At 59.6% G+C, this 19,953-nt stretch carries 15 protein-coding genes and 1 pseudogene; all 16 read right to left on the reverse strand.

Features of this window, described 5'->3' with window-relative positions:
• Window positions 1-2: 2 nt before the first annotated feature.
• Window positions 3-3,140 carry a multidrug efflux RND transporter permease subunit gene (locus tag J7400_RS06910; RefSeq protein ID WP_209061165.1) on the reverse strand — a complete coding sequence of 1,046 codons (3,138 nt, stop codon included), beginning with the start codon at window positions 3,138-3,140 and terminating at the stop codon, window positions 3-5.
• A gap of 3 nt (window positions 3,141-3,143) precedes the next feature.
• Complete coding sequence (locus J7400_RS06915) at window positions 3,144-4,280, reverse strand: efflux RND transporter periplasmic adaptor subunit (protein ID WP_209061168.1); 1,137 nt, start codon at window positions 4,278-4,280, stop codon at window positions 3,144-3,146.
• A gap of 196 nt (window positions 4,281-4,476) precedes the next feature.
• Complete coding sequence (locus J7400_RS06920) at window positions 4,477-4,845, reverse strand: Na+/H+ antiporter subunit G (protein WP_209061170.1); 369 nt, start codon at window positions 4,843-4,845, stop codon at window positions 4,477-4,479.
• A gap of 12 nt (window positions 4,846-4,857) precedes the next feature.
• Window positions 4,858-5,127 (reverse strand): K+/H+ antiporter subunit F, encoded by a 270-nt coding sequence (locus J7400_RS06925; protein WP_209061172.1) that lies wholly within the window; start codon window positions 5,125-5,127, stop codon window positions 4,858-4,860.
• Window positions 5,124-5,615, reverse strand: coding sequence for a Na+/H+ antiporter subunit E (locus tag J7400_RS06930; protein WP_209061174.1), 492 nt, complete (start codon window positions 5,613-5,615; stop codon window positions 5,124-5,126). Before J7400_RS06930 ends, J7400_RS06925 begins: the two co-directional genes overlap by 4 nt.
• Window positions 5,612-7,156: a monovalent cation/H+ antiporter subunit D gene (locus J7400_RS06935; RefSeq protein ID WP_209061176.1), complete on the reverse strand. Its 1,545-nt coding sequence runs from the start codon at window positions 7,154-7,156 to the stop codon at window positions 5,612-5,614. Before J7400_RS06935 ends, J7400_RS06930 begins: the two co-directional genes overlap by 4 nt.
• Window positions 7,157-7,281: 125 nt before the next feature.
• Window positions 7,282-7,593, reverse strand: a pseudogene (locus J7400_RS06940) (Na+/H+ antiporter subunit C); the annotation flags it as partial.
• 1 nt (window position 7,594) lies between these two features.
• Window positions 7,595-10,474 (reverse strand): monovalent cation/H+ antiporter subunit A, encoded by a 2,880-nt coding sequence (locus J7400_RS06945; protein WP_209061193.1) that lies wholly within the window; start codon window positions 10,472-10,474, stop codon window positions 7,595-7,597.
• Window positions 10,475-10,602: 128 nt separating this feature from the next.
• Entirely contained in the window at window positions 10,603-12,582 is a 1,980-nt protein-coding gene (locus J7400_RS06950) for a multiheme c-type cytochrome (protein WP_247738655.1), read from the reverse strand.
• A gap of 10 nt (window positions 12,583-12,592) precedes the next feature.
• Entirely contained in the window at window positions 12,593-13,843 is a 1,251-nt protein-coding gene (locus tag J7400_RS06955) for a BatD family protein (RefSeq protein WP_209061195.1), read from the reverse strand.
• A 38-nt stretch (window positions 13,844-13,881) separates the two neighbouring features.
• Complete coding sequence (locus tag J7400_RS06960; RefSeq protein ID WP_209061204.1) at window positions 13,882-15,462, reverse strand: VWA domain-containing protein; 1,581 nt, start codon at window positions 15,460-15,462, stop codon at window positions 13,882-13,884.
• A complete protein-coding gene (locus tag J7400_RS06965; RefSeq protein ID WP_209061207.1) occupies window positions 15,459-16,442 on the reverse strand; it encodes a VWA domain-containing protein in 984 nt (327 codons plus the stop codon). The genes J7400_RS06960 and J7400_RS06965 overlap by 4 nt, the downstream gene beginning before the upstream one ends.
• Window positions 16,435-16,953, reverse strand: a complete 519-nt coding sequence (locus J7400_RS06970) for a DUF4381 domain-containing protein (RefSeq protein ID WP_209061209.1) — start codon at window positions 16,951-16,953, stop codon at window positions 16,435-16,437. Before J7400_RS06970 ends, J7400_RS06965 begins: the two co-directional genes overlap by 8 nt.
• On the reverse strand, window positions 16,950-17,933 hold the full coding sequence (locus J7400_RS06975; RefSeq protein WP_209061211.1) for a DUF58 domain-containing protein: 984 nt from the start codon (window positions 17,931-17,933) through the stop codon (window positions 16,950-16,952). The genes J7400_RS06970 and J7400_RS06975 overlap by 4 nt, the downstream gene beginning before the upstream one ends.
• Before the next feature lie 16 nt (window positions 17,934-17,949).
• Entirely contained in the window at window positions 17,950-18,939 is a 990-nt protein-coding gene (locus J7400_RS06980) for a MoxR family ATPase (RefSeq protein ID WP_209061219.1), read from the reverse strand.
• Between the two features lie 8 nt (window positions 18,940-18,947).
• Window positions 18,948-19,925 (reverse strand): HAD family hydrolase, encoded by a 978-nt coding sequence (locus J7400_RS06985; RefSeq protein ID WP_209062046.1) that lies wholly within the window; start codon window positions 19,923-19,925, stop codon window positions 18,948-18,950.
• Window positions 19,926-19,953: the final 28 nt, after the last annotated feature.

Genomic DNA, 19,953 nt, shown 5'->3' on the forward strand with positions numbered 1-19,953 from the left:
TTTTACGCGGCTTCGCTTGGCTCGCTCTTCTTGCCAAACCCCTTGATCCATTCGCGCATGCCCTGCAGCAGCACATAAAGGATCGGCACGATCACCACGCCAATCACCGTGGCCGCCAGCATCCCGCCAAAGACCGCCACACCGATGGCTTTCTGGCTGGCTGCCCCGGCCCCGCTTGCGGCAAGCAGAGGCACAACGCCCAGCAGGAACGATAGCGCCGTCATCATCACCGCGCGGAAACGCTGGCTGGCCGCTTCAATCGCCGCCTCCCGAATGGTCAGCCCCGCGGCACGCCGCTCCATGGCGAACTCCACGATCAGAATGGCGTTTTTGGAGGCCATCCCGATCAGCATGATCATCCCGATCTGGGTGTAGAGGTTCACATCTCCACCAGAGACCGCCACCGCAGCCAAAGCCCCAAACAGGGCGACCGTGACCGAGAGCAGAATGCCCACCGGCATGGTCCAACTCTCGTATTGGGCCACAAGGAAGAGATATCCAAACACCACCGCCATAATGAGGATCAGGATCACCAGACCACCAGACGATTGCTGCTGCTGCGCTGTGCCGGTCCATTCATAGGAATACCCCGGGGGCAGTGCCGTCTTGGCCTCTTCTTCCAGAACTCGGATCGCGTCACCGGTCGACAGGCCTTCTTTAGGCACACCCGTAACAGTTGCCGCCCGGAACATGTTGTAGCGGTTCAGCGCAACCGGTCCGAGCTCGTTTCTGACCGTGACCAGCGTGCCCATAGGCACCATGTCTCCAGTTTGGGAGCGCACATAAAGCGAATTGATGTCTTCGACCTGCGAGCGATAGTCGCCATCCGCCTGGATCATCACGCGGTAGACACGACCAAAGAGGTTGAAGTCATTCACATAAATCGACCCCATGTAACCCTGCAATGTCATGAATACATCCGAGATCGCCACGTTCAGAGACTTGGCTTTTTCACGGTCCAGATCGACATAGACCTTGGGCACATTGGCACGGAACGTCGAATAGCTCTGCGCCATTTCATCGCGTTGGTTGGCGGCATAGATCAGAGAGCCAACCGCAGAGGCCAGGTCCTGCGCGGTGCCACCACCGGTCTGCTGCACCTTCATCTCCACACCCGCGCTCAGGCCAAGGCCGGAAATCGGCGGTGGGTTGAAGGCGATCACGCTTGCGGCGATCTCCTGATTGGCAATGCCGTAGACCTTCTGCAAAATCCCATCGGCACTCAGCTCGTCGGTCTGGCGATCATCCCAAGGCGCGAGGTTCAGAATGATCATCGCCCCATTGGAGCCAGAACCGGTCAGCAAGCTGAAGCCGTTCACCTGAACAGAGCCGACAACGCCGGGGATCGCCATGAGCTTTTCATTGAGACGAGAGGCCACATTCTCTGTGCGTTCGAGCGACGCCGCATCCGGCAGCTGAACATCCACAAACAAGGTGCCGTTATCTTCCAGCGGGATAAACCCGGCTGGCAGCGACTTCATCAATGTGCCAGAACTCAGGCCAAGCGCCACAAGGATCGCCACCGCGATCAGCGGGATACGCACCAACCGCCGAACGATGCTGACATAGCCGTTGCGCGCACCGTCAACACCGCTCTCAAAGACCTTCAGCAACCCTTTGGGCCCTTCTGGATTACGCGGCTTCAAGATCAGCGCACACAGCGCAGGAGAGAGCGTCAACGCGTTGATTGACGAGATCACCACGGCCACAGAGATTGTGACAGCAAACTGCGTGTAGAGGCGCCCGGTAATGCCGGGCATGAAGGTCACCGGCACAAACACCGCCAGCAGCACCAGCGTGGTGGCAATCACCGGTCCGGTGATCTGCCCCATGGCTTTGCGGGTGGCTTCTGCCGCGGGCAGCCCTTCCTCGGCGATGAGGCGCTCGACGTTTTCGACAACCACAATGGCGTCGTCCACCACGATCCCGATTGCCAGCACCAGCGCAAACAGCGAAATCGTGTTGAGTGACATGCCAAAGGCCAGAAGGAAGGCAAAAGCCCCAATCAGCGACACCGGGATGGCAATCGCAGGGATCATTGTGGCCCGCAAGTTGCCAAGGAAGATGAACACCACGGAGATCACAAGAATGAAGGTGAGGATCAGCGTGGAGACCACATCATTGAGAGACTGCTCCACAAACAGCGTACTGTCATAGGGGATCTCATAGGTCACATCATCCGGGAAGGCACGTGACAGGCGATCCATTTCGGCAATCACTTGCTCTGCCACCGCCAGCGCGTTTTCGCCCGGCGCCTGATAGACCGCCAGAACGGTTGCCGGGTTGCCGTCTGCACGGCCCGATGCGTTGTAGTTGCTGGACCCAAGCTCCACTTCCGCAACATCTTTGATGCGCACGATGCTGCCAGCATCGCCGGTGCGCAGCACAATGTCCTCAAACTCCTTCACCGTGGTCAGGCGGCCTTTGGATTTGATGGTATATTGAAACTGCTGCCCGGATCTGATCGGCGGCGTGCCGATTTGACCGGCGGAGACCTCAAGGTTCTGCTCGCGAATGGCCGCTACCAGATCGGCAGGTGTCAGGCCAAGGCTTGCCATACGGTCTGGATCCATCCACATCCGCATCGCATATTCAAAGTTGGTCATCACATCTGCACGGCCAACACCTTTCACACGGGCCAGCGCGTCGCGAATGTTGATGGAGGCATAGTTGGACAGAAACACCTCGTCATAGGTGCCGTTGGGTGAGTTCAGCGTCACAATCAACAGCATGTTGGTGGAGGATTTCTGGGTCACGACGCCGCTGTCTGTCACCTCGGTCGGCAACTGAGATGTGGCCTGCGCCACGCGGTTTTGCACGTTCACAGAGGCAATGTCTGGATCGGTGCCCACCTCAAAGGTGATCGCCAGGTTGTAAGACCCGGTGTCGGTGCTGTCTGAGGACATGTAGATCATGTCATCCACACCGTTCACCTGCGCCTCAATCGGCGCAGCAACCGTGTTTTCCACAGTTTCGGAGTTTGCGCCGGTGTAGTTGGCCGAGACATTCACAACCGGCGGCGTGATGTCGGGAAACTGTTCAACCGGCAGCGCGCTATACCCAATGGCCCCCATGATTGTGAGGACCAATGAGATCACAAACGCCATTTTGGGGCGCTTAATAAAGATCGTTGAAAACACGGCTTATTGCTCCTCTGTCGGCTGGCCCGCCAGAACCGCATCGACCTCGACACCGGGGCGCACGCGCTGCAGACCTTCGACAATCACGGTTTCGCCTTCACGCATTCCGTCTTCGACAACAACCGCAGCCTCGACCTGACGTCCCAACGTGAGATAGCGCTGCTCAACTGTCTTCTGTTGGCCAACAACCAACACAAAATCTCCGCGTTGATCACGCTGCACAGCGGCTTGCGGGATCATCAGAACCTTTGAAGGTTCCGCGCTGGCAATGCGCAGATTGAGGAAGGCTCCGTCAAGCAACAGCCCGCGCTGGTTCTCAAACTTCGCCCGCAGAGTGATGGTGCCGGTGGTTGGGTCAATCCGGTTGTCGGCAAAGACAATCCGGCCGACCTCGTCCAACTCGTCACCATTGGGCAGAATGGCAAACACATCCGGTGCCTTGCCCTCATCCGCCAGCTCAGCGACCTCAGCGTCGTGGCGCTCCATCACGCTGACCAGTTGCTTCTCCGTCAAAGAGAATTCCGCATAAATCGGCGCGGTGCGCACAATGTTGATCAGTGGCACTGACCCCGAACCAACCAATTCGCCCACGCTGACGGCCACACGGCCAACACGGCCTTCAAACGGGGCGTGAACCTTGGTGTAATCCACATCCAGCTGCGCCTGCTCAATCGCGGCCTTTGCAATCGCTACCTGCGCTTTGGCCACCTCATTGTTGGCCAGCGCCACGTCACGATCTGCTTCTGTGCCCACATCGCGCTCAAACAGTTCGGTTTTCCGGACAAGCTCAACCTCAGACAGGCGCAAATTCGCTTCAGCTTGCGCCAAATCCGCCTGCCGCGCTGTCAAAGCCGCCTGATAGACCTCCGGCTCGATCTCAAACAAGAGATCACCAGCTGCGACCTCATCGCCGTCGCGCACGTGGATCTTGTCGACAAAGCCGCTGACCCGCGCGACCAGATCCACCTTGTCGACCGCTTCCCCTTTGCCGATGAAAATCGCCTGATCTGCCAACTCTTCAATGTAGGCTGCCGCGACGGCCACTTTCGGGGCCGGGGCGTCCTGCGCAAATGTTGCAGAAGCAGCCAGAGTCATCGGCAAAGCCACGGATGCCGTGCGCAAAAACTGTAGAAAGGTCATGTGATATTCCCAAAATGATATTGCGAGCAGCGCTATTTACAGTTGCACGCTGATCGAAACAGAATTCGAACAATAGAAACACGCCCCTGCGCGAGGGGCAAGGTTTTCAAAAGAGTTCCGTTGAGTTCGGCAAAAAATAAGCGTGCAAAAGAGCTTGCACGCTTGCTTTCATCCGGGAATGGCCTGAGCGCCTATATCAGTCCTGATCAAAGGCACTGGGCGGATCATCAAACAACGCCCAACCATATTCACCGTCGCAATCCGGCAAATCTTCGGGTTTCAAGGATGCTTGAATATAGGCTTTCGCCACAAAATGCGCCGCCACCGGGGCTGTTATGAATAGGAAGAGCGTGATCAACAGCTCATGAAAGGACACCTGCCCTTTCACCAAAAGGAAGTAGAGCATCGAGGCCACGAGCACACCGCCCACCCCCAATGTCGTCGCCTTTGTGGGCGCATGTAGCCGCTGCATGCTGTCTCGCAGTTTGATCAGACCGAAGCTGCCCACCAGACCAAAGAAGCCTGCCAGAACGAGGAAAAAGGATACCAGAATTTCAGCCAACATCTCGCTCTCTCCTCACTCAATAATATCGCCGCGCAGCACGAAGCGGCAGTAGGCCACGGTGGAGACAAAGCCAACCATTGCCACAAGCATCGCTGCCTCATAGTAGATCGCGGTTCCGCGCAGAATGCCGTAAAGGATCAGGACCGCGATCATGTTGATCACCATCGTATCCAGCGCGAGGATGCGATCCGCCGCGGACGGCCCACGTGCAACGCGCCAGAGGCAAAGCAGCAGCCCCAGACCAAAGCAGGTAAAGGCGAAATAAAGCGCAGCTGTGATCATCGGAAAATCTCCTTCAGTCGACGCTCATAGCGGTGTTTGATGTGGTCGCGCACCGCGCCTGGATCATCCGTGTGAAGGCAATGCACCAGCAGGCTGCTGCTGTCCGCGCTCAGCATCGCGGATACAGTGCCTGGGGTCATGGTGATTGTACCAGCCAGAACCGTGATCGCCTCTGGTGAGGTCATATCCAGCGGCACGCAGACCCAGCGCGAATGAATGTCTTTGTCGCGTTTGAACAGAATGATGAAGGCCACCTGAAAGTTGGCCACCACAATGTCCCACAGCACCACGGCGAAATAGGCTGTCACATGGAACGGTTTGCGGATGTCCGGGCGCCCCGGCCAATAAGGCGCGGTGATGATTGGCACCACGACGCCAAAGAAGCCGCCAAGGATCAAGTTGCCCACCGTGACCTTGTTCACCAGCATCAGCCAAACGATGGCCAGCGTCAGGCTGAAAAATGGGTGGGGGAGCAGTCTGCGCATCATTTCAGCACCTCCTCGCTTGGCTGAAGCACCGCTTCGACATATCCGTTCATGTCATAAAGTTGCGATGCCGCGCCCTCCAGATAGGTTGCTACCCGCCCGGAGGTGGCGACCAGCAGCCCCATCATCAGAAGCATCACAAAGATCGAGGTGAGTTTCTGCGCATTGAGCGGAGACTGGTCGCTTCTCACCGCCATATGAAGGGCCACATCGCCTTCCTTGGGCTGGCGCGCCTTCCAGAACAGCGTGCTGCCCGCGCGGGCAAAACCAACGATGGTCACCAGCGAGCCGGCCAAGATCGCGACCCAGGCCACCGTCATCCAAGGCGCCTCGCGCACCGCATCCAGAACCAGCAGTTTCCCGAAGAACCCGCTGAGCGGCGGCATGCCGGTCATTGCAATGGCGCCTGCAAAGAAAAGGGCAGAGAACAGCCCGTGCCGCTCTGTGGCAAACTGCGGCGACAGCGCATCATTGCCGCGCCGCCGGATCACCAGATCTGCCAACAGGAACAAGGCGGCTGCGGAGAACGTCGAATGCACCAGATAGTAAAGCGCAGCGGTGGTGGCCTCCGGGGTCATGCCTGCGATGGCAAAGGTCAGCGTCCCCATCGAGCCGATCACCGCAAAGGACAGCATCGGCATAAAGCGTTTGGCCGCCAGTGCGCCGATTGCCCCCACTGCCAGTGTCAGCGTCGCAGCGATCACCAGCAGGTTTGTGATCAGCTCTTGTGTGGCGGCCACGTCAGGGCCGAACACCAGCGTGTACATGCGGATAATCGCATAGGCGCCCACTTTGGTCATAATCGCAAACAGCGCCGCCACGGGTGCAGGCGCGTTCGAATAGGTGCCCGGAAGCCAGAAATGCACCGGAAAGAGCGCGGCTTTGATGGCAAAAACCATGAGCAGCAGCACGGCGGCAACCCGCAGCAGGGCCGCTTCCTCGATGGGCATTTCGCGCACTTTGACCGCAAGGTCGGCGAGGTTCAGCGTGCCAGTCGCGGCATAAAGCGCGCCCAAAGCAAAGAGGAACAGGGTTGAGCCAGCAAGGTTCATCACCACATACTGCAGCCCCGCACGCAAACGCACGCGCCCGCCGCCGTGGATCATCAACCCATAGGAGGCGATCAATAGAACCTCAAAGAACACAAAGAGGTTGAAGGCATCCCCTGTCAGAAACGCGCCGCACACCCCCATGAGCTGGAACTGAAACAGCGCATGGAAATGCCGACCACGCTGATCCCGACCTGTGGCCATCATATGCCCCAACACACAGATCGCCAGAATGCTGGTCAGCAGCACCATCAGGGCGGACAGTTGGTCAAGCACAAGCACAATGCCAAACGGCGCGGGCCAATCGCCAAGATAGTAGACATGCGTGTCGCCGCCAGCGGCCAACATCGTCAGCCCAATGGAAATCAGCAACAGCGCCAGCGCACCGGCAGCGGAAAAACTACGCGCCAGCACGATGTCATGCCGCATCACAAACGCAATGATCGGGGCCAGCAACGCAGGGAGGATGACCGGCGCAATAATCCAGTGGTTCATACGCCCAACCCTTTTAGTTCTTCCTCGTCAGACAGGTCCAATGCACTGGACTTGGCAGCGGCCTCTGCAGCCGCAGCTTCCACCTCAAACTCGGCATCCGGCGGGGCCTCCTCGTCGATCAGCGCCATCTCGTCGCTGTCCGCTTCCAAGTAAGCTCCAAGGGCAATCATCACCAAAACCGCTGTCATACCAAAGCTGATCACAATGGCGGTCAGCACCAGCGCTTGAGGCAGCGGATCGGTATAAGTTGCATCCCCGTATTTGTTGAGGATGGGCGGCGCGTTGGTTGCCAAGCGGCCCGTTGAGAACAGGAAGATATTCACCGCATAAGACAGCAGCGAAATGCCAAGGATCACGGGAAAAGCGCGGAGGCGCAAAATCAAATAGATCCCGCCTGCGGTCAAAACACCAATGGTGCTGGCCACGATCATCTCCATGTCACTGCCCTCCCTTTGCGGGTTCTTGGTCTGCTTTTTCGGCCACCCGTGCTGCGGATGGGTCGTGGTCCATCGGGTTGATGTTCACCGTTTCACCGGCAAAGCGCGCAATCCGCGACAGGCTGTAGAGCATCAGCATCACCGCGCCGAGCACGGCGAGGAACACCCCAAGGTCAAAGGCAATGGCGGTGGCCCATTCAAATTCCTCAATTGGTGGGAAATGCAGATAGCCGTATGCGCTTGTCAGGAAGGGTTTGCCCGCAAGCCACGCCCCCGCACCGGTCAAACCGGCAATCAGAACGCCCCAGCCAATCAATGTGTGGTATTCCGTGCGCTGCCGCATTTGCGCCCAGGCAAAGCCTGAGGCCATATACTGCATCAAAAGCGCAATGGAGATCACGAGCCCGGCGATAAAGCCACCACCAGGCTGATTGTGCCCGCGCAGGAAGATATAGATCCCGACCATCATCGCAATCGGCAGCATCGCCCGTGTGGCCACCACCATCATCAGCGGGTGGCGATCCCGCGACCGATCCGGTGCAAACACGCGGTCGCGCAGCTTTTTGGCGGCTGGCCCCCGCAGCAGGGAGTCCATCAGCGCGTAGATCGTCAGACCGGCGATCCCCAGCACGATGATCTCGCCATAGGTGTCATACCCCCGGAAATCCACAAGGATCACGTTCACCACATTGGTGCCGCCCCCGCCCTTATAGGAATTGGCCAAATGATATGCTGAGATCGAGCTGAAATCGCGGGTCAGATAGACCATCGCCAGCGCGGCGACTGCCAGCCCGCCGGTGATCGCAATAGCGCCATCACGCAGCTTGCGCGCCGCGCTGCTCTCACGCGGGGTTTCCTTGGGCAGGAAGTAGAGCGCCAGCAACAAAAGAAGGATGGTCACCGTCTCCACCGAAATCTGCGTCAGCGCCAGATCAGGTGCAGAGAGATAGACGAAGCCGGACGAAATCGACAGACCAATGACCGAGATAAACACCAGCGCCCGGAAGCGGTTATGGTGTTGAGTGACCACGAGGAAGGTCGCCACGACCAAGCCAGCCCAGGCGACAAACACCAGAGGTGGCACAGGCAGCATGTCACGCGTCGGCGGCAACATGCCCCCAGTGGCATATGCGTGGTACCCAAGCCCAATGGTCACAACGACCATGATCGCCAGATAGCGGCTCATGGCGCCATTGTGCATGCTGAAGACAACCGCTTGGGCAATCCGAACAGCGCCCGCCAGCAGCCGGTCAAATATCACCTTCGCTTCAGGCCGTGGCATCGCGTTCCAGATCCGCTCCAACCCGCCATGCAGGTAGAGTAGGATCGCCCCAACCACAAAGGCAATGGCCGACATGTAAAGCGCAGGCGTCACGCCGTGCCAGAGCTTCAGATGAGGATGGGTGTCATAGCCCGTGACCGCATTGGCCGCCACGGTCACCAGTGGTTCGGCAAGATGTGGCATCAGCCCCAGCGCCACCACCAGAACCGTCAGCAATGCTGGAGAGGCGTAGAGCCCGAAAGGCGGATCATGTGGTTTCGCAGGATAATCATCCCGCACCGGCCCACCAAACACGTGAAAGACAAAGCGGAAGGAATAGGCCACCGACAGGCAAGCCCCAACCGTTGCCAGCACAGGCACAAGCCAGGGGTTCTCAAACCACTTCGTGTGTGCCGCTTCTTCCAGCATCATCTCTTTGGAGATGAAGCCATTCAGAGGGATCAGCCCCGCCATAGAGAGCGCGGTGATGGTGCCAATGACTGCGGTGATTGGCATCAGCTTTGCCAAACCGCCCAAGCGCTTGATGTCACGGGTATGGGCCTCATGGTCCACGATACCCGCTGTCATAAACAATGCGGCTTTGAAGGTCAGATGGTTGATGATGTGAAACACGGCCGCAATCGCCGCAGCTTTGGTGCCAAAGCCCAAAAGCATGGTCAAAAGGCCAAGGTGGCTCACGGTCGAAAACGCCAAAAGCGCCTTCAGATCGTCTTTGAAAAGCGCAATCAGCGCGCCAAGCACCATGGTGATCAAACCCGTGGTCGCCACGATGTAGAACCAAGCCTCGGTTCCTGCCAGCGCAGGCCACATGCGCGCCATCAGGAACACACCGGCCTTTACCATCGTCGCGCTGTGCAGATATGCCGAAACCGGCGTAGGCGCGGCCATCGCGTGTGGCAGCCAGAAGTGGAACGGGAACTGGGCTGATTTTGTAAACGCGCCAATCAGGATCAGGATCAGAGCGGGCAGATACCATTCGCTCGCCTTGATCGCATCCCCCTGCGCCAGAATGTCGGTGAGATTGAAGCTGCCCGCAATATTTCCGAGGATCAGCATGCCGCCAATCATCGCCAACCCGCCTGCCCCGGTAACGGTGAGCGCCATGCGCGCGCCCTGACGGCCTTCGGGCAGATGTTTCCAATACCCAATGAGCAAGAAGGAAGAGAGGCTCGTCAGCTCCCAGAAAACCAGCAAAAGCAAGATGTTGTCAGACAAAACGATGCCCAGCATCGCGCCCTGAAACAACAGCAGATAGGTGTAAAACTGCCCCATCGGATCATCGCCGGACAGATAGAACCGCGCATAGAGCGTGATCAACAGCCCGACCCCGAGGATCATCATTGCAAACAGCAGGCCCAACCCATCCAGAAAGAACGACGCCGACAGACCCAGCTGCGGCAGCCACTCAATGGAGGTTGTCACCACCTCGCCGCGCATCACAGCAGGCGCTTGGGTCAGAAGCAGAAGAAGCGCAAAGGCCGTGGGCACCGCAGCAAAACTGGCGCATGCATTGCGCCCGGCCCGGATCATCACCCCGGGCAGCAAAGCGCCCAGAAAAGGTAAAATGGCGATGATCGCCAGCACACTGCCGTCGTGCATTACTGCCCTCCCGTTCGTTAACAGACATTGATAATCATCCGAGCGTCACGAAACAATGGGAGCACATAAATAACCCGCTGAAAACCTGTTGATTTCTACTGTCGGGCAGACAGATGCAAAAAACCTGCTCAGAATTGCTTCGCGAAAGACAACAAGGTGAGGTCTCCCGGGTTCCACTCCAAGGCGCGGTCCAGCGTGGATTTGGCCGCCGCGCGTCCCTGCAGCTCAGCGGTCAAACGCACCAAAGTCTGCCACGCCTGAATGTTCTGCGGATTGATCCGCACCGCTTCGGTCAATGCCCCCGCGGCAGACCGCATGTCCCCCGCAACCATCGCGTATCCGGCCATTTGCAAATGCGCCTCTGCAAAATCCATCTGATTGCGGATCATGGCGCCAAAGGTTTGGAATGCTTGGCGCATATGGCTCCGCAGGCTGTCTGGCAAGCGATGTGCAGGCTGGCTCATGATTGCGCGTGCCGCAGCCACCCGCACCGCCTGCACCTCATCCTGCAAGCCTTGGATCAGATACGGCGCCGCCGCCACCGCCGCGCGGGATTTCAGCGCCTCAAGCGCGCCGATGCGCACCTGCGGGTCATCATCCCCCATAAAGGCGGCAATATCCTGCAGCTTCAGGCTTGTGGCTCCAGGTCCCAAAAGCCAAAGCGCCGTTGCGCGCACCAGATCAGCCTGCGTCGCATCCTGCGCCAAGGCCAAGAGATCATCGGCCGCCGCGCGCGGATCGGCCCGTCCGCTGGCCAGAATGTCACCGTAATGCACCTCACGCCAGCGGCCTTCCGGGAACCACGCTTCGATCTGCGCCGCTGCCCACGCGGGCTCCTGTTCTTCATGGCATCTTGTGCAGACATCCGGCGTCCCGAGGCGTGCGGACACATCCGGGCGCGGTACGCGGAAGTTATGATCCCGCCGCCAGTCATTGCCCATATAAACCTGATCCATCATGTGGCAATTGACACATTGCGCGCCTGCGCTGCCTTCCGGATGGTGGGTGTGCTCTGCTGTGTCATAGGCCGCCAAACGCAGGCTTGGAAAATCCGGATTTCCTGCCTCGGAATGGCACTGCGTACACACCGCGTCCCCCTCTGCGATCACCTCTGCATCATGGGGCGCATGACAATTCGCGCAGGTCACCCCCTTCTGATGCATCTTAGACTGCAAGAAGGAGCCGTAGACGTAGACTTCATCCTGAATTTGGCCGTCTGCGTGATACAATCCGGGCCGCAACAGCGCGAGATTGTAGGCATCGGCAAAAGCTGTGCCCGGCAATGGATTGCCGTCGCCAAAGGCTTCGCGACGTGAGTGGCACCCGGCGCATTGCTCCATCGCCTGCTCCGGCACGGCCATATCTGCGGTAAAGCCCCAATCCGTCAAAGCCACCGCGTAGTCCTGCGTCGGCTGGTTTGCCACAAGATCCAGATGCGCTTGGCCGGGGCCATGACAAGCCTCACAGCCGACACCAATCTCGATTTGCGTGGACGCATAGCGTTTGCGCTGAAAGTCGTAGTTCTTTTCAAATCCGGTGGCGTGGCATTCCGCGCAGCGTGCGTTCCAGTTCTTGTAAGCCCCGGACCAGTGATACGCGTCTTTGGGGGGCAAATCCTGATCGGGGTAAAGGTGGTACCAGCGTTGCACCTCGACATCCCAAACCACGTCAAAACTCTGCAGCCGCCCGCGACCGGTCTCGAGGATCAGATGCTGCAATGGCTCCGTGCCGCCCACCGAATGTAGCGTGTAGACGGTTTCCACCCCGTCTTTCTCAACCACCGTGACAACCCGCGCGCCGTCTTTGGTGTCAAACTGGGCGCGCATTCCGTCATGTTCAAACACTTCGCCCTGAAAGGCCCCGATCAACACCTCATCGCTCGGCATCCGCCAGGCTTGCGCATGGTGAGACTTGCGCCAGGCCTCAGCCTCATCCTCATGACAGGAAACACAACGCTGCGAGCCGACATAGGCTGGTGCATAGGCACCCTCCGCCGCAGAGCTATCCCCCTGCTGCGCAAGCCCCGCAGAGCTCAGAACGAGGTAAGCCACACAGATGGCGGCCATATCGGTGCACAAGGCGCGCAGCGCCCGGAGCCAATAGATCATAGAGTTCTCTTTACTTCCTGGCTGCAGACACCGGATTAAGTGCTGCCAAAGCTTGGTACTTTAAAGGACGTTGCCCATGCAACGCGCGTCTCAGTTGTTTCAGGTCTGTCTCCAAGGCGCGCCACTGCGGCCCCAGCTCAGCGGAGGCCTGCTGACCAAAGAACCCGCTGCCCAAACCCAAAAACGCCGTCTCCACCGGGCTGTCCAGCTCATGTGCGCCCGTACCTGCCCGCACCCGCCAGATGTCAAAGGCCCGACGAGCAGCGCCAAGATCTCGGGCATGCACCGCGAAGAGCAACCGCTTCCAAGCATAGGCTTCAGAGACCTGCCAGCGGGCAATCAACCCCGCGCGCTTTGCCGCAATCCAGCCGCGCGAAAACCATAGCATCGCGAGAACCACCATGAGGAGACCTGCCCCCACCAACACGCGCGGGTCAACGTTGGCGCGTGCATCTTCGCCAAGGACATTCACACTTCCTGCAGGCGCATCTGCCTGCACGTTAACAGCTGGCACCGTTGCTTCCTCGATGGTGTTGGATGCCAGATTATACCACCGAATAGTGATCTCAGGCAGCATCCCATCGACCGCGTTCTCCGCAACATAGACGGTCTTCTCACTGCGCGTTCCTGAGAGGATGCCGCGATCTTCTTTGTCTTCCACCACAGGATTCTCCGGATAGGCCCGCAGCCCGTCTGGTGCTTCTTGCGACGTCAGTGGCGGCACAAAAATCGGAGACACACCCTTGATTTTGGCCGTCAGAACACGACTAAAGCTCGCCCCAGCGTCAAGGCCTTCGGTTTCCCCATAAATGGTTTGGGTGAGGCTCAGCTCCTGAGCTGCAATAAACGGATCAAGCCCTTCGGCCCCTTCAGGCAAGATGCCCACGACCGAGATTTCCGGCACCGGCAGCACTTCCTGCAACAGCTCGCCGCCAGTCTCATCGCGGTAGGTCACCTGCACCGTGCCCGGCGCAATCCGGAAACTGCCCGGCACCATGGGAGTGATCTGATAGCGCCGCGAAATGCCGGACCAGGTCTCTCCGTTCACCGTTTTGCTGGTGGGAGAGCTCGCTTTCTCCGGCAGCCGCACCATCAAGTTCGGGCTTTCCAAATCCGGCCAGACAGGAGGCTCCGGCATGAAAGTCGGCACCAGAACGGTCAGCCTGAGGGTCAGCGGTTGTCCGGGGATCGCTTCTGTGTCGTCAAACACCACATCGAGCTGAGGTTTGTCCTGCGTCAGTCCTGCCCCTGCCAAAGCCACCCAAATCCCAATAACGCATCCCCAAAACCGCACTGTTTCTAGTCTCCAGTTCGTTGCGCAGCTTCGAGACGAAACCGCTGTCGTAGAAAGTCCTCGGTGCGCGTGTCCACCGTGCGCATCCATTGCTCGGCTGACAGATGCCCGCCTGCGGCCTCCTCTTCTGAGGCCTCAATCTGGGTCTCAGCGCCCTGCCCGCTTTCGTTGTCAAAGACCACATCATCTGCGCCGATGCCGGACTCCTCACCGGTGTCCGATTGCGCCTGTGCGGTTTCCACATAGGCCACGATGTCCTTGGCGATCGGCAAGTTTTGCTGTGCGCCCGCGTGGTCCGGATCAATCTGCAAAGCCCGCTCAAAGGCACGCACCCCATCGCGGTATCCCCGCGACTTAAGCCGCGCCATGCCTTCGATGAAAGCGGCATCCGCCGTCTCAATTCGGGCCATCTCCTGCGCAGCGGTTTCATATTGCCCGCCGCGATAGAGTGCCACTCCGCGCATGTAGGGATCTGCAAACCGCGATGCGGCCGTTTCATAGTCCTTGCGCTGATATGCGATCCAGCCCTGCTGATCCGCTGTTAAGAACCAGTCACGCCAGCCTTCCGCCTGCGCCTCTGTTGGCATAACAAACCACAAGGCCAGCACCATCTGTGCCGCCCAGCGCACGGCCATCCCCCGCCGGAACCAGACCAGAAGCAACAGCGCTGCGGGCCAGGCAAGCCAAGGTCCGCGATCTTCCCAAGGCTGCGCAGCATTGCTTAGCTGCGCGCGCTGGTAGGCAGACGCCAGAGAGCGCTCAATCGCCGCCACATCGCGCCCGTCTGGGGTCACTCCTTGGGCAAAACTGCCGTCCGGCCCGACCGGCAAACTGCTTCCATCTGGGAGCAGATAGAGAAAACTCATTGACGCTACCGTTGCGCCCGCATCCGCATCCGCCTGCTCTGCCGCACCACCCGCGCGCCATGCCTCCTCAAGGCTGGCGGCATCTGCTGCGGACAGCGCATCCAACAGGAACACAACCCCGCCAGCCGCGGCCTCCCGCGCCAAAAGCTTCTGCGCCACGTCAAAGCCCGCCAGCACATCCTGCCCTTCAATTGGCATCACATCCGGTCGCAGCCCTTCAAGATATGGCTGCATCACACCGGGGTCCTCGCTCATGGGTACCACCACATGGGCGCTGCCACCAAAGGCCACCAAAGCCGTGCGTGCGCCGGCCCGCAGCTCCAGCAAATCCCGTGCTTTCTGTTTGGCACGCTCAAGCCGGTCAGGTGCCACATCCGTCGCTTCCATTGACGGTGACACTTGCAAGGCAATCACCAACGGAGCGGTCTGCGCGGCAAATGGCGCTGGAGCGCGTGTCCAGCTTGGCCCGGCCGCCGCCGTGATCAACAGCAGCATCACCAGTGCAATCACATCAATGGGCTGCACTCCTCGACGCGTTGTGCCGGGCACAGTCAGCGCTTGCGCCAAATGGGGCGCTATCCAGCCCGCATCATTTGCATTTGTCCCTTGCCTGCGCCGCATCTGACACCAGATCCACAGAACAGGCACAGCCGCCACAAACACCCAGCCGCGCAGAAAATGAAACGCCTCTAGATAGACCCAGAACACCGATCCACTCATGCCGCATCCTTTCGCGGCATCCGCATCGCTGCCGACATCAACAACGCCAGCCCCACGCAGACCGCAGCCAGCAGCAGGTAATGTGCCAGAGGCTCCTTTTGCCGCCAGCTGATCCTGTCTTCTTCACGAGGCGTGAGCGCGTCAATTTCCGCATAAATCTGATCAAGCGCTTCAGCATCCGAAGCAAAAAACGCCTGTCCGCCAGTGCGCTCCGCCAGATCGGAGAGCTGGCCCATATCGAGTTGATCCTCACCGCTGGCGTCGGGATCTCCCACACCGATGGCGAACATGCGCACGCCGTTCTCCTTGGCGATCTCCGCTGCGTTGACCGGGCTCATCCGGCTTGCGGTGTCATTCCCGTCAGACAAGAGAATAAGCAGGCGTTCCTCAATTTCGCTGGCCTCAAAGGTGCGTATCGCCAGCCCGATGGCATCGCCCAGCGCCGTGTGAGGCCCTGCCATCCCCACCTCAGTTTGCGCCAGCATTGCAGAAACAGTCGCCAAATCTTCGGTCAAAGGTGCCTGCACATAGGCGCGCGAGCCAAACACGATCAACGCCACGCGGTCGCCCTCACGCCCTTCCAAAAACGCGCCAACCACATCCTGCACTGCAGCAAACCTTTGCTGCGCCGCACCTTCTTCGCCGGGAAAATCAACCGTGTCCATAGAGCCGGAGATATCAATGGCCAGGATCACATCGCGCGTGGCTTTGGTGATTTCCTGCGGCGGGCCAAGCCGCATCGGTCCGCTCAACGCCCCTACGACGAGGGTCCACATCACAAAGCCCGCAACCAAGGCCCAACGCTTATGGGCCACAACCATGGCCCCGTCACGCAGGGACACACCTGCCGCCCGCGCCAAAGCCTCAAAGAAAGGCAGGCGCACAGCAGACTCCCGCTGATGATACGGCGCAGCCAGCCAACGCACCAATAGCGGCAATGGCCAAAGCAGAAGGGCAAATGGATGGGCCAGCTCAAACATGGTCCCCTCCCAACGCCTCTGCTGTGGGGTGGTTCCGTATCCAGTGCCGCGCCAAGGCCTGTAGATCAGGACCTGCGGCCACCGGCTCGGGACGATATGCGGCAGCCGCCAAAATACGCCCGGCCCCTTCGGCAAACCCGTCTTCGGCAGCACCCCCGGTTTTGTCCAGAAAGCGCAGCCAGTCATCCCCGCTCAGGGCCGCCACAGGTGCGCGCCCATAGGCGGTCAGCGCAGCACGTTTCAAAATCGTTGAGATCGCTGCCGCGTCAGTGGCCGCAGCGTCCAAAGCTGCGAGCGCCTCACGTCGGTAAGCATTGGCCTGATAGCGTCGCCAGACCCGCCAGCCCCACCCCAGCAAGGCAAGCCCCAACGCGCCTGCCAGCACGGCCCAACCGACCGTTTGCGGGATCATCGAAACCGGGGCAGGCTCAGGCACCTCCGCCAACTGATTGATCAATCCCACAAGGCCGTCCGCCTGCACCGGCGTGTTGGCCTCCGCGTTCTCGCTCATGGCCGCGTGCCTCCCATGAGGTAAACGATCTGAGGCAGGGTTTCATGTTCCGTCGTCACCGGAAGCACAGAAAGCTTCATCTTGCGCTGCCAACTTTCCACAAGCTCTGTCCGGTCCGCCGCCACAGACAGGACACCGGCGCGCACATCCGCAGCCGCCATATCCAATCGCGCCTGCTGCTGCCCGTCTGTGCCGGTCACGGCGCCCTGCTCGGGCAGCTTATCGGCGGTCGGGTCTGTCACCAGCGCCAGAACAACATCATTGTGCCGTGCAATTGCGCCAAGGTGACGCTCGGTCTCGGCATCCGCCGCATCAAAATCGCTGATCACAATCACCAGATGATCGCGTGTTGCAAGCTTTGCGGCGGCCCGCAGAACAGCGTTCATGGCCATGGGCTGCACTTTGGCCGCATCCGCGCGCAAACGCTGGTTGGCATGTGTGAGCACGCTTAAAAACCGGGTGAGCGCCGACGCTCCTCGTCCCGGGCGCAGCTCTTCAACACATTGATCGCCAAACACAATGCCGCCCAGCCGGTCTCCTTGCGAGATCACGCGATGGGCCACAATCGCCGCGGTCTCCGCCGCGGTGACGGATTTGGTGTTCCGCACCGTGCCAAAAAACATCGACATGCGCTGATCCACCACAATCAGCGTCGGACGGTCGCGCTCCTCATTGTAAACCCGCACATAGGGTGCGCCAGCCCGCGCTGTGACCTTCCAGTCAATGGCACGCACATCATCACCGGGCAGGTAGTTGCGCAATTCCTCAAAATCGAGCCCCCTCCCCCGGATGCGCGCCCGATGCCGCCCCTGCAGGGCTGAGCGCGCAGGCTGTCTGGGCAGGAAAGAAATCGCCCGTGCGGCTTCGCGAAAGCCCTGCAAATGTGGCAAGGTCACATGCACCCGCAAATCCCAGCTGTCGGTTGATGGAGCAGCTGCGGGTGCAAGCCCCATACGTGATATGCTGGCGCGGCGGTTCATTGGCGGTGCGCCCCCGTCATGGCAAAGCCACCACAGACAGCACCCGTGCACTCACCTGATCGGCGGAAATCCCGTTGCCCTGCGCCTCATAGCTCAGCGCCAAACGGTGGCGCAGCACATCCGGGGCAATCGCACGCACATCTTCGGGATCAACATAGTCCCGACCTGCGAGCCAGGCATGCACCCGCGCGCAGCGGTCCAGCGCCAGCGAGGCCCGCGGGCTCGCACCGATGTCGATCCACTTCGCGAGGTCGCCATCAAAATCTGCAGGCATCCGTGTGGCCTGCACGATGGTCGCCATATAGGTTTCCATGGCCTCGGCACAGTGCAGCGTTGCAATCTCTCGGCGTGCGGCAAAGACCACCTCTTGCGACATCGGCTCGATCGCAGTTGCGGTCTTTTCTGCCTGAGTTTCAGCCAATGCCGCCTGCTCTTCGGCACGCACAAGGCGGATCACCTGCACCTCATCCTCCAGCGGAGGGTAATCAATGCGCACATGCATCAGGAAACGGTCCATCTGCGCTTCCGGGAGCGGATATGTCCCCTCCTGCTCCACAGGGTTCTGGGTCGCCAGAACCATGAACAGCGGTGCCATCTTATGGCTTGTGCCCGCAACCGTCACCTGTCGCTCTTCCATGGCTTCCAAGAGCGCGGCCTGCACCTTTGCCGGGGCGCGGTTGATCTCATCCGCCAGCACCAGATTGGCAAAAATCGGCCCGGGCTGGAATTTGAACTGCCCACCGCCTTCGCTTTGGAAATACATCTCTGTGCCGGTCACATCCGCGGGCAACAGGTCTGGCGTGAACTGGATACGTGCATAGTCGCATTCCAAGTTCTTCGCCAAAGCCTTGACCGCGCGCGTTTTTGCGAGCCCCGGCAGGCCTTCCAGCAACAGGTTGCCGTTGGCCAGAAGGCCAATCAACAACCGGTCAATCACATCACGCTGCCCGATGATGCTTTCACCCATCTGGGCGGCAAGGCGCTCAATCTGCTCTCTTGGGGTCATGGGGTTTCTCACTCAGCCGGGGTTGCTGTGAAAATTCTGGACCAGTCCTGCGCCATGTCCACGATCAGCCAGCCGCGCTCTGGGCCTTCATCCAGCCCACGGTTCAGAACCCCGATGTGCCCCTCACGGTCATAAGCCCATTCACGCTCCGCATCGGTGTGATGCACATAAAGCCCCAGCCGCGCGCCCTCGCCCGCCGTGGTGAACTCCAGCATCTCAAAATCGCCGTCCGAATTGCCCCCTGCGAGAATGGGCTGCTTGCCAATATGATGGCTGATGCCGACCGGCTTGCCTGCCTTGTCATCATTGAAGAACAGATCCGCGCCCTTCATGATCAGTGGGACGCCATCAACAACCTCGTATGTCGAGGTGATGGAGCTGCCGATAACCTGCTGTGGAGGGATGCCATAAGCGTCTTCGGCAAAGACCCGCATGAACTGGATACCGCCGCCGGACACAATATATGTGGCAAACCCCTCATCGCGCAGATAGCGCAGCAGCTCCACCATCGGCTGATAGGTCATCTGATCATAGCGCAAGCCGGTCTTTGGATGGCGCGCCTCTTCCAACCAGGCAGCCACATCCTGCTTGAACTGATAAAGCGACACTTCGGAATGAGACGCAGCCAGCACCTCCAAAAGGCCTTCTTTGCCCGTGGCCGCCAGCGCCTTATAATCACCTGCCGCCGCCGCACGCAGCGCATCAGTCGTGAGAATAGAGGGGTCTTGCTCTGCAAGCTTGGCCACCTGATCAACAGCAAAGATCAGCTGGAAATAAACCGGCTGTTCCGCCCAAAGCGTGCCGTCATTGTCAAAGGTCGCAATGCGGTCTGCCGGCGTGACATACTCTTCGGAAGCCGGATCCGTCACGGCCTCAACAAAGGAAATAATGCGCGCCTTGGCGTCGGTGTCGTTCCACGACGGCAAAGGATCTGCCAGCGCCATTCCAGAGGTTACTCCAACGCCACTCACAACAAAGGCGGCCATATGCGCAAGCTGTCGCATTACCCAATCA

Origin of the sequence: Shimia sp. R9_2, from assembly GCF_017743735.1 — a bacterium.
GTDB lineage: Bacteria > Pseudomonadota > Alphaproteobacteria > Rhodobacterales > Rhodobacteraceae > Shimia.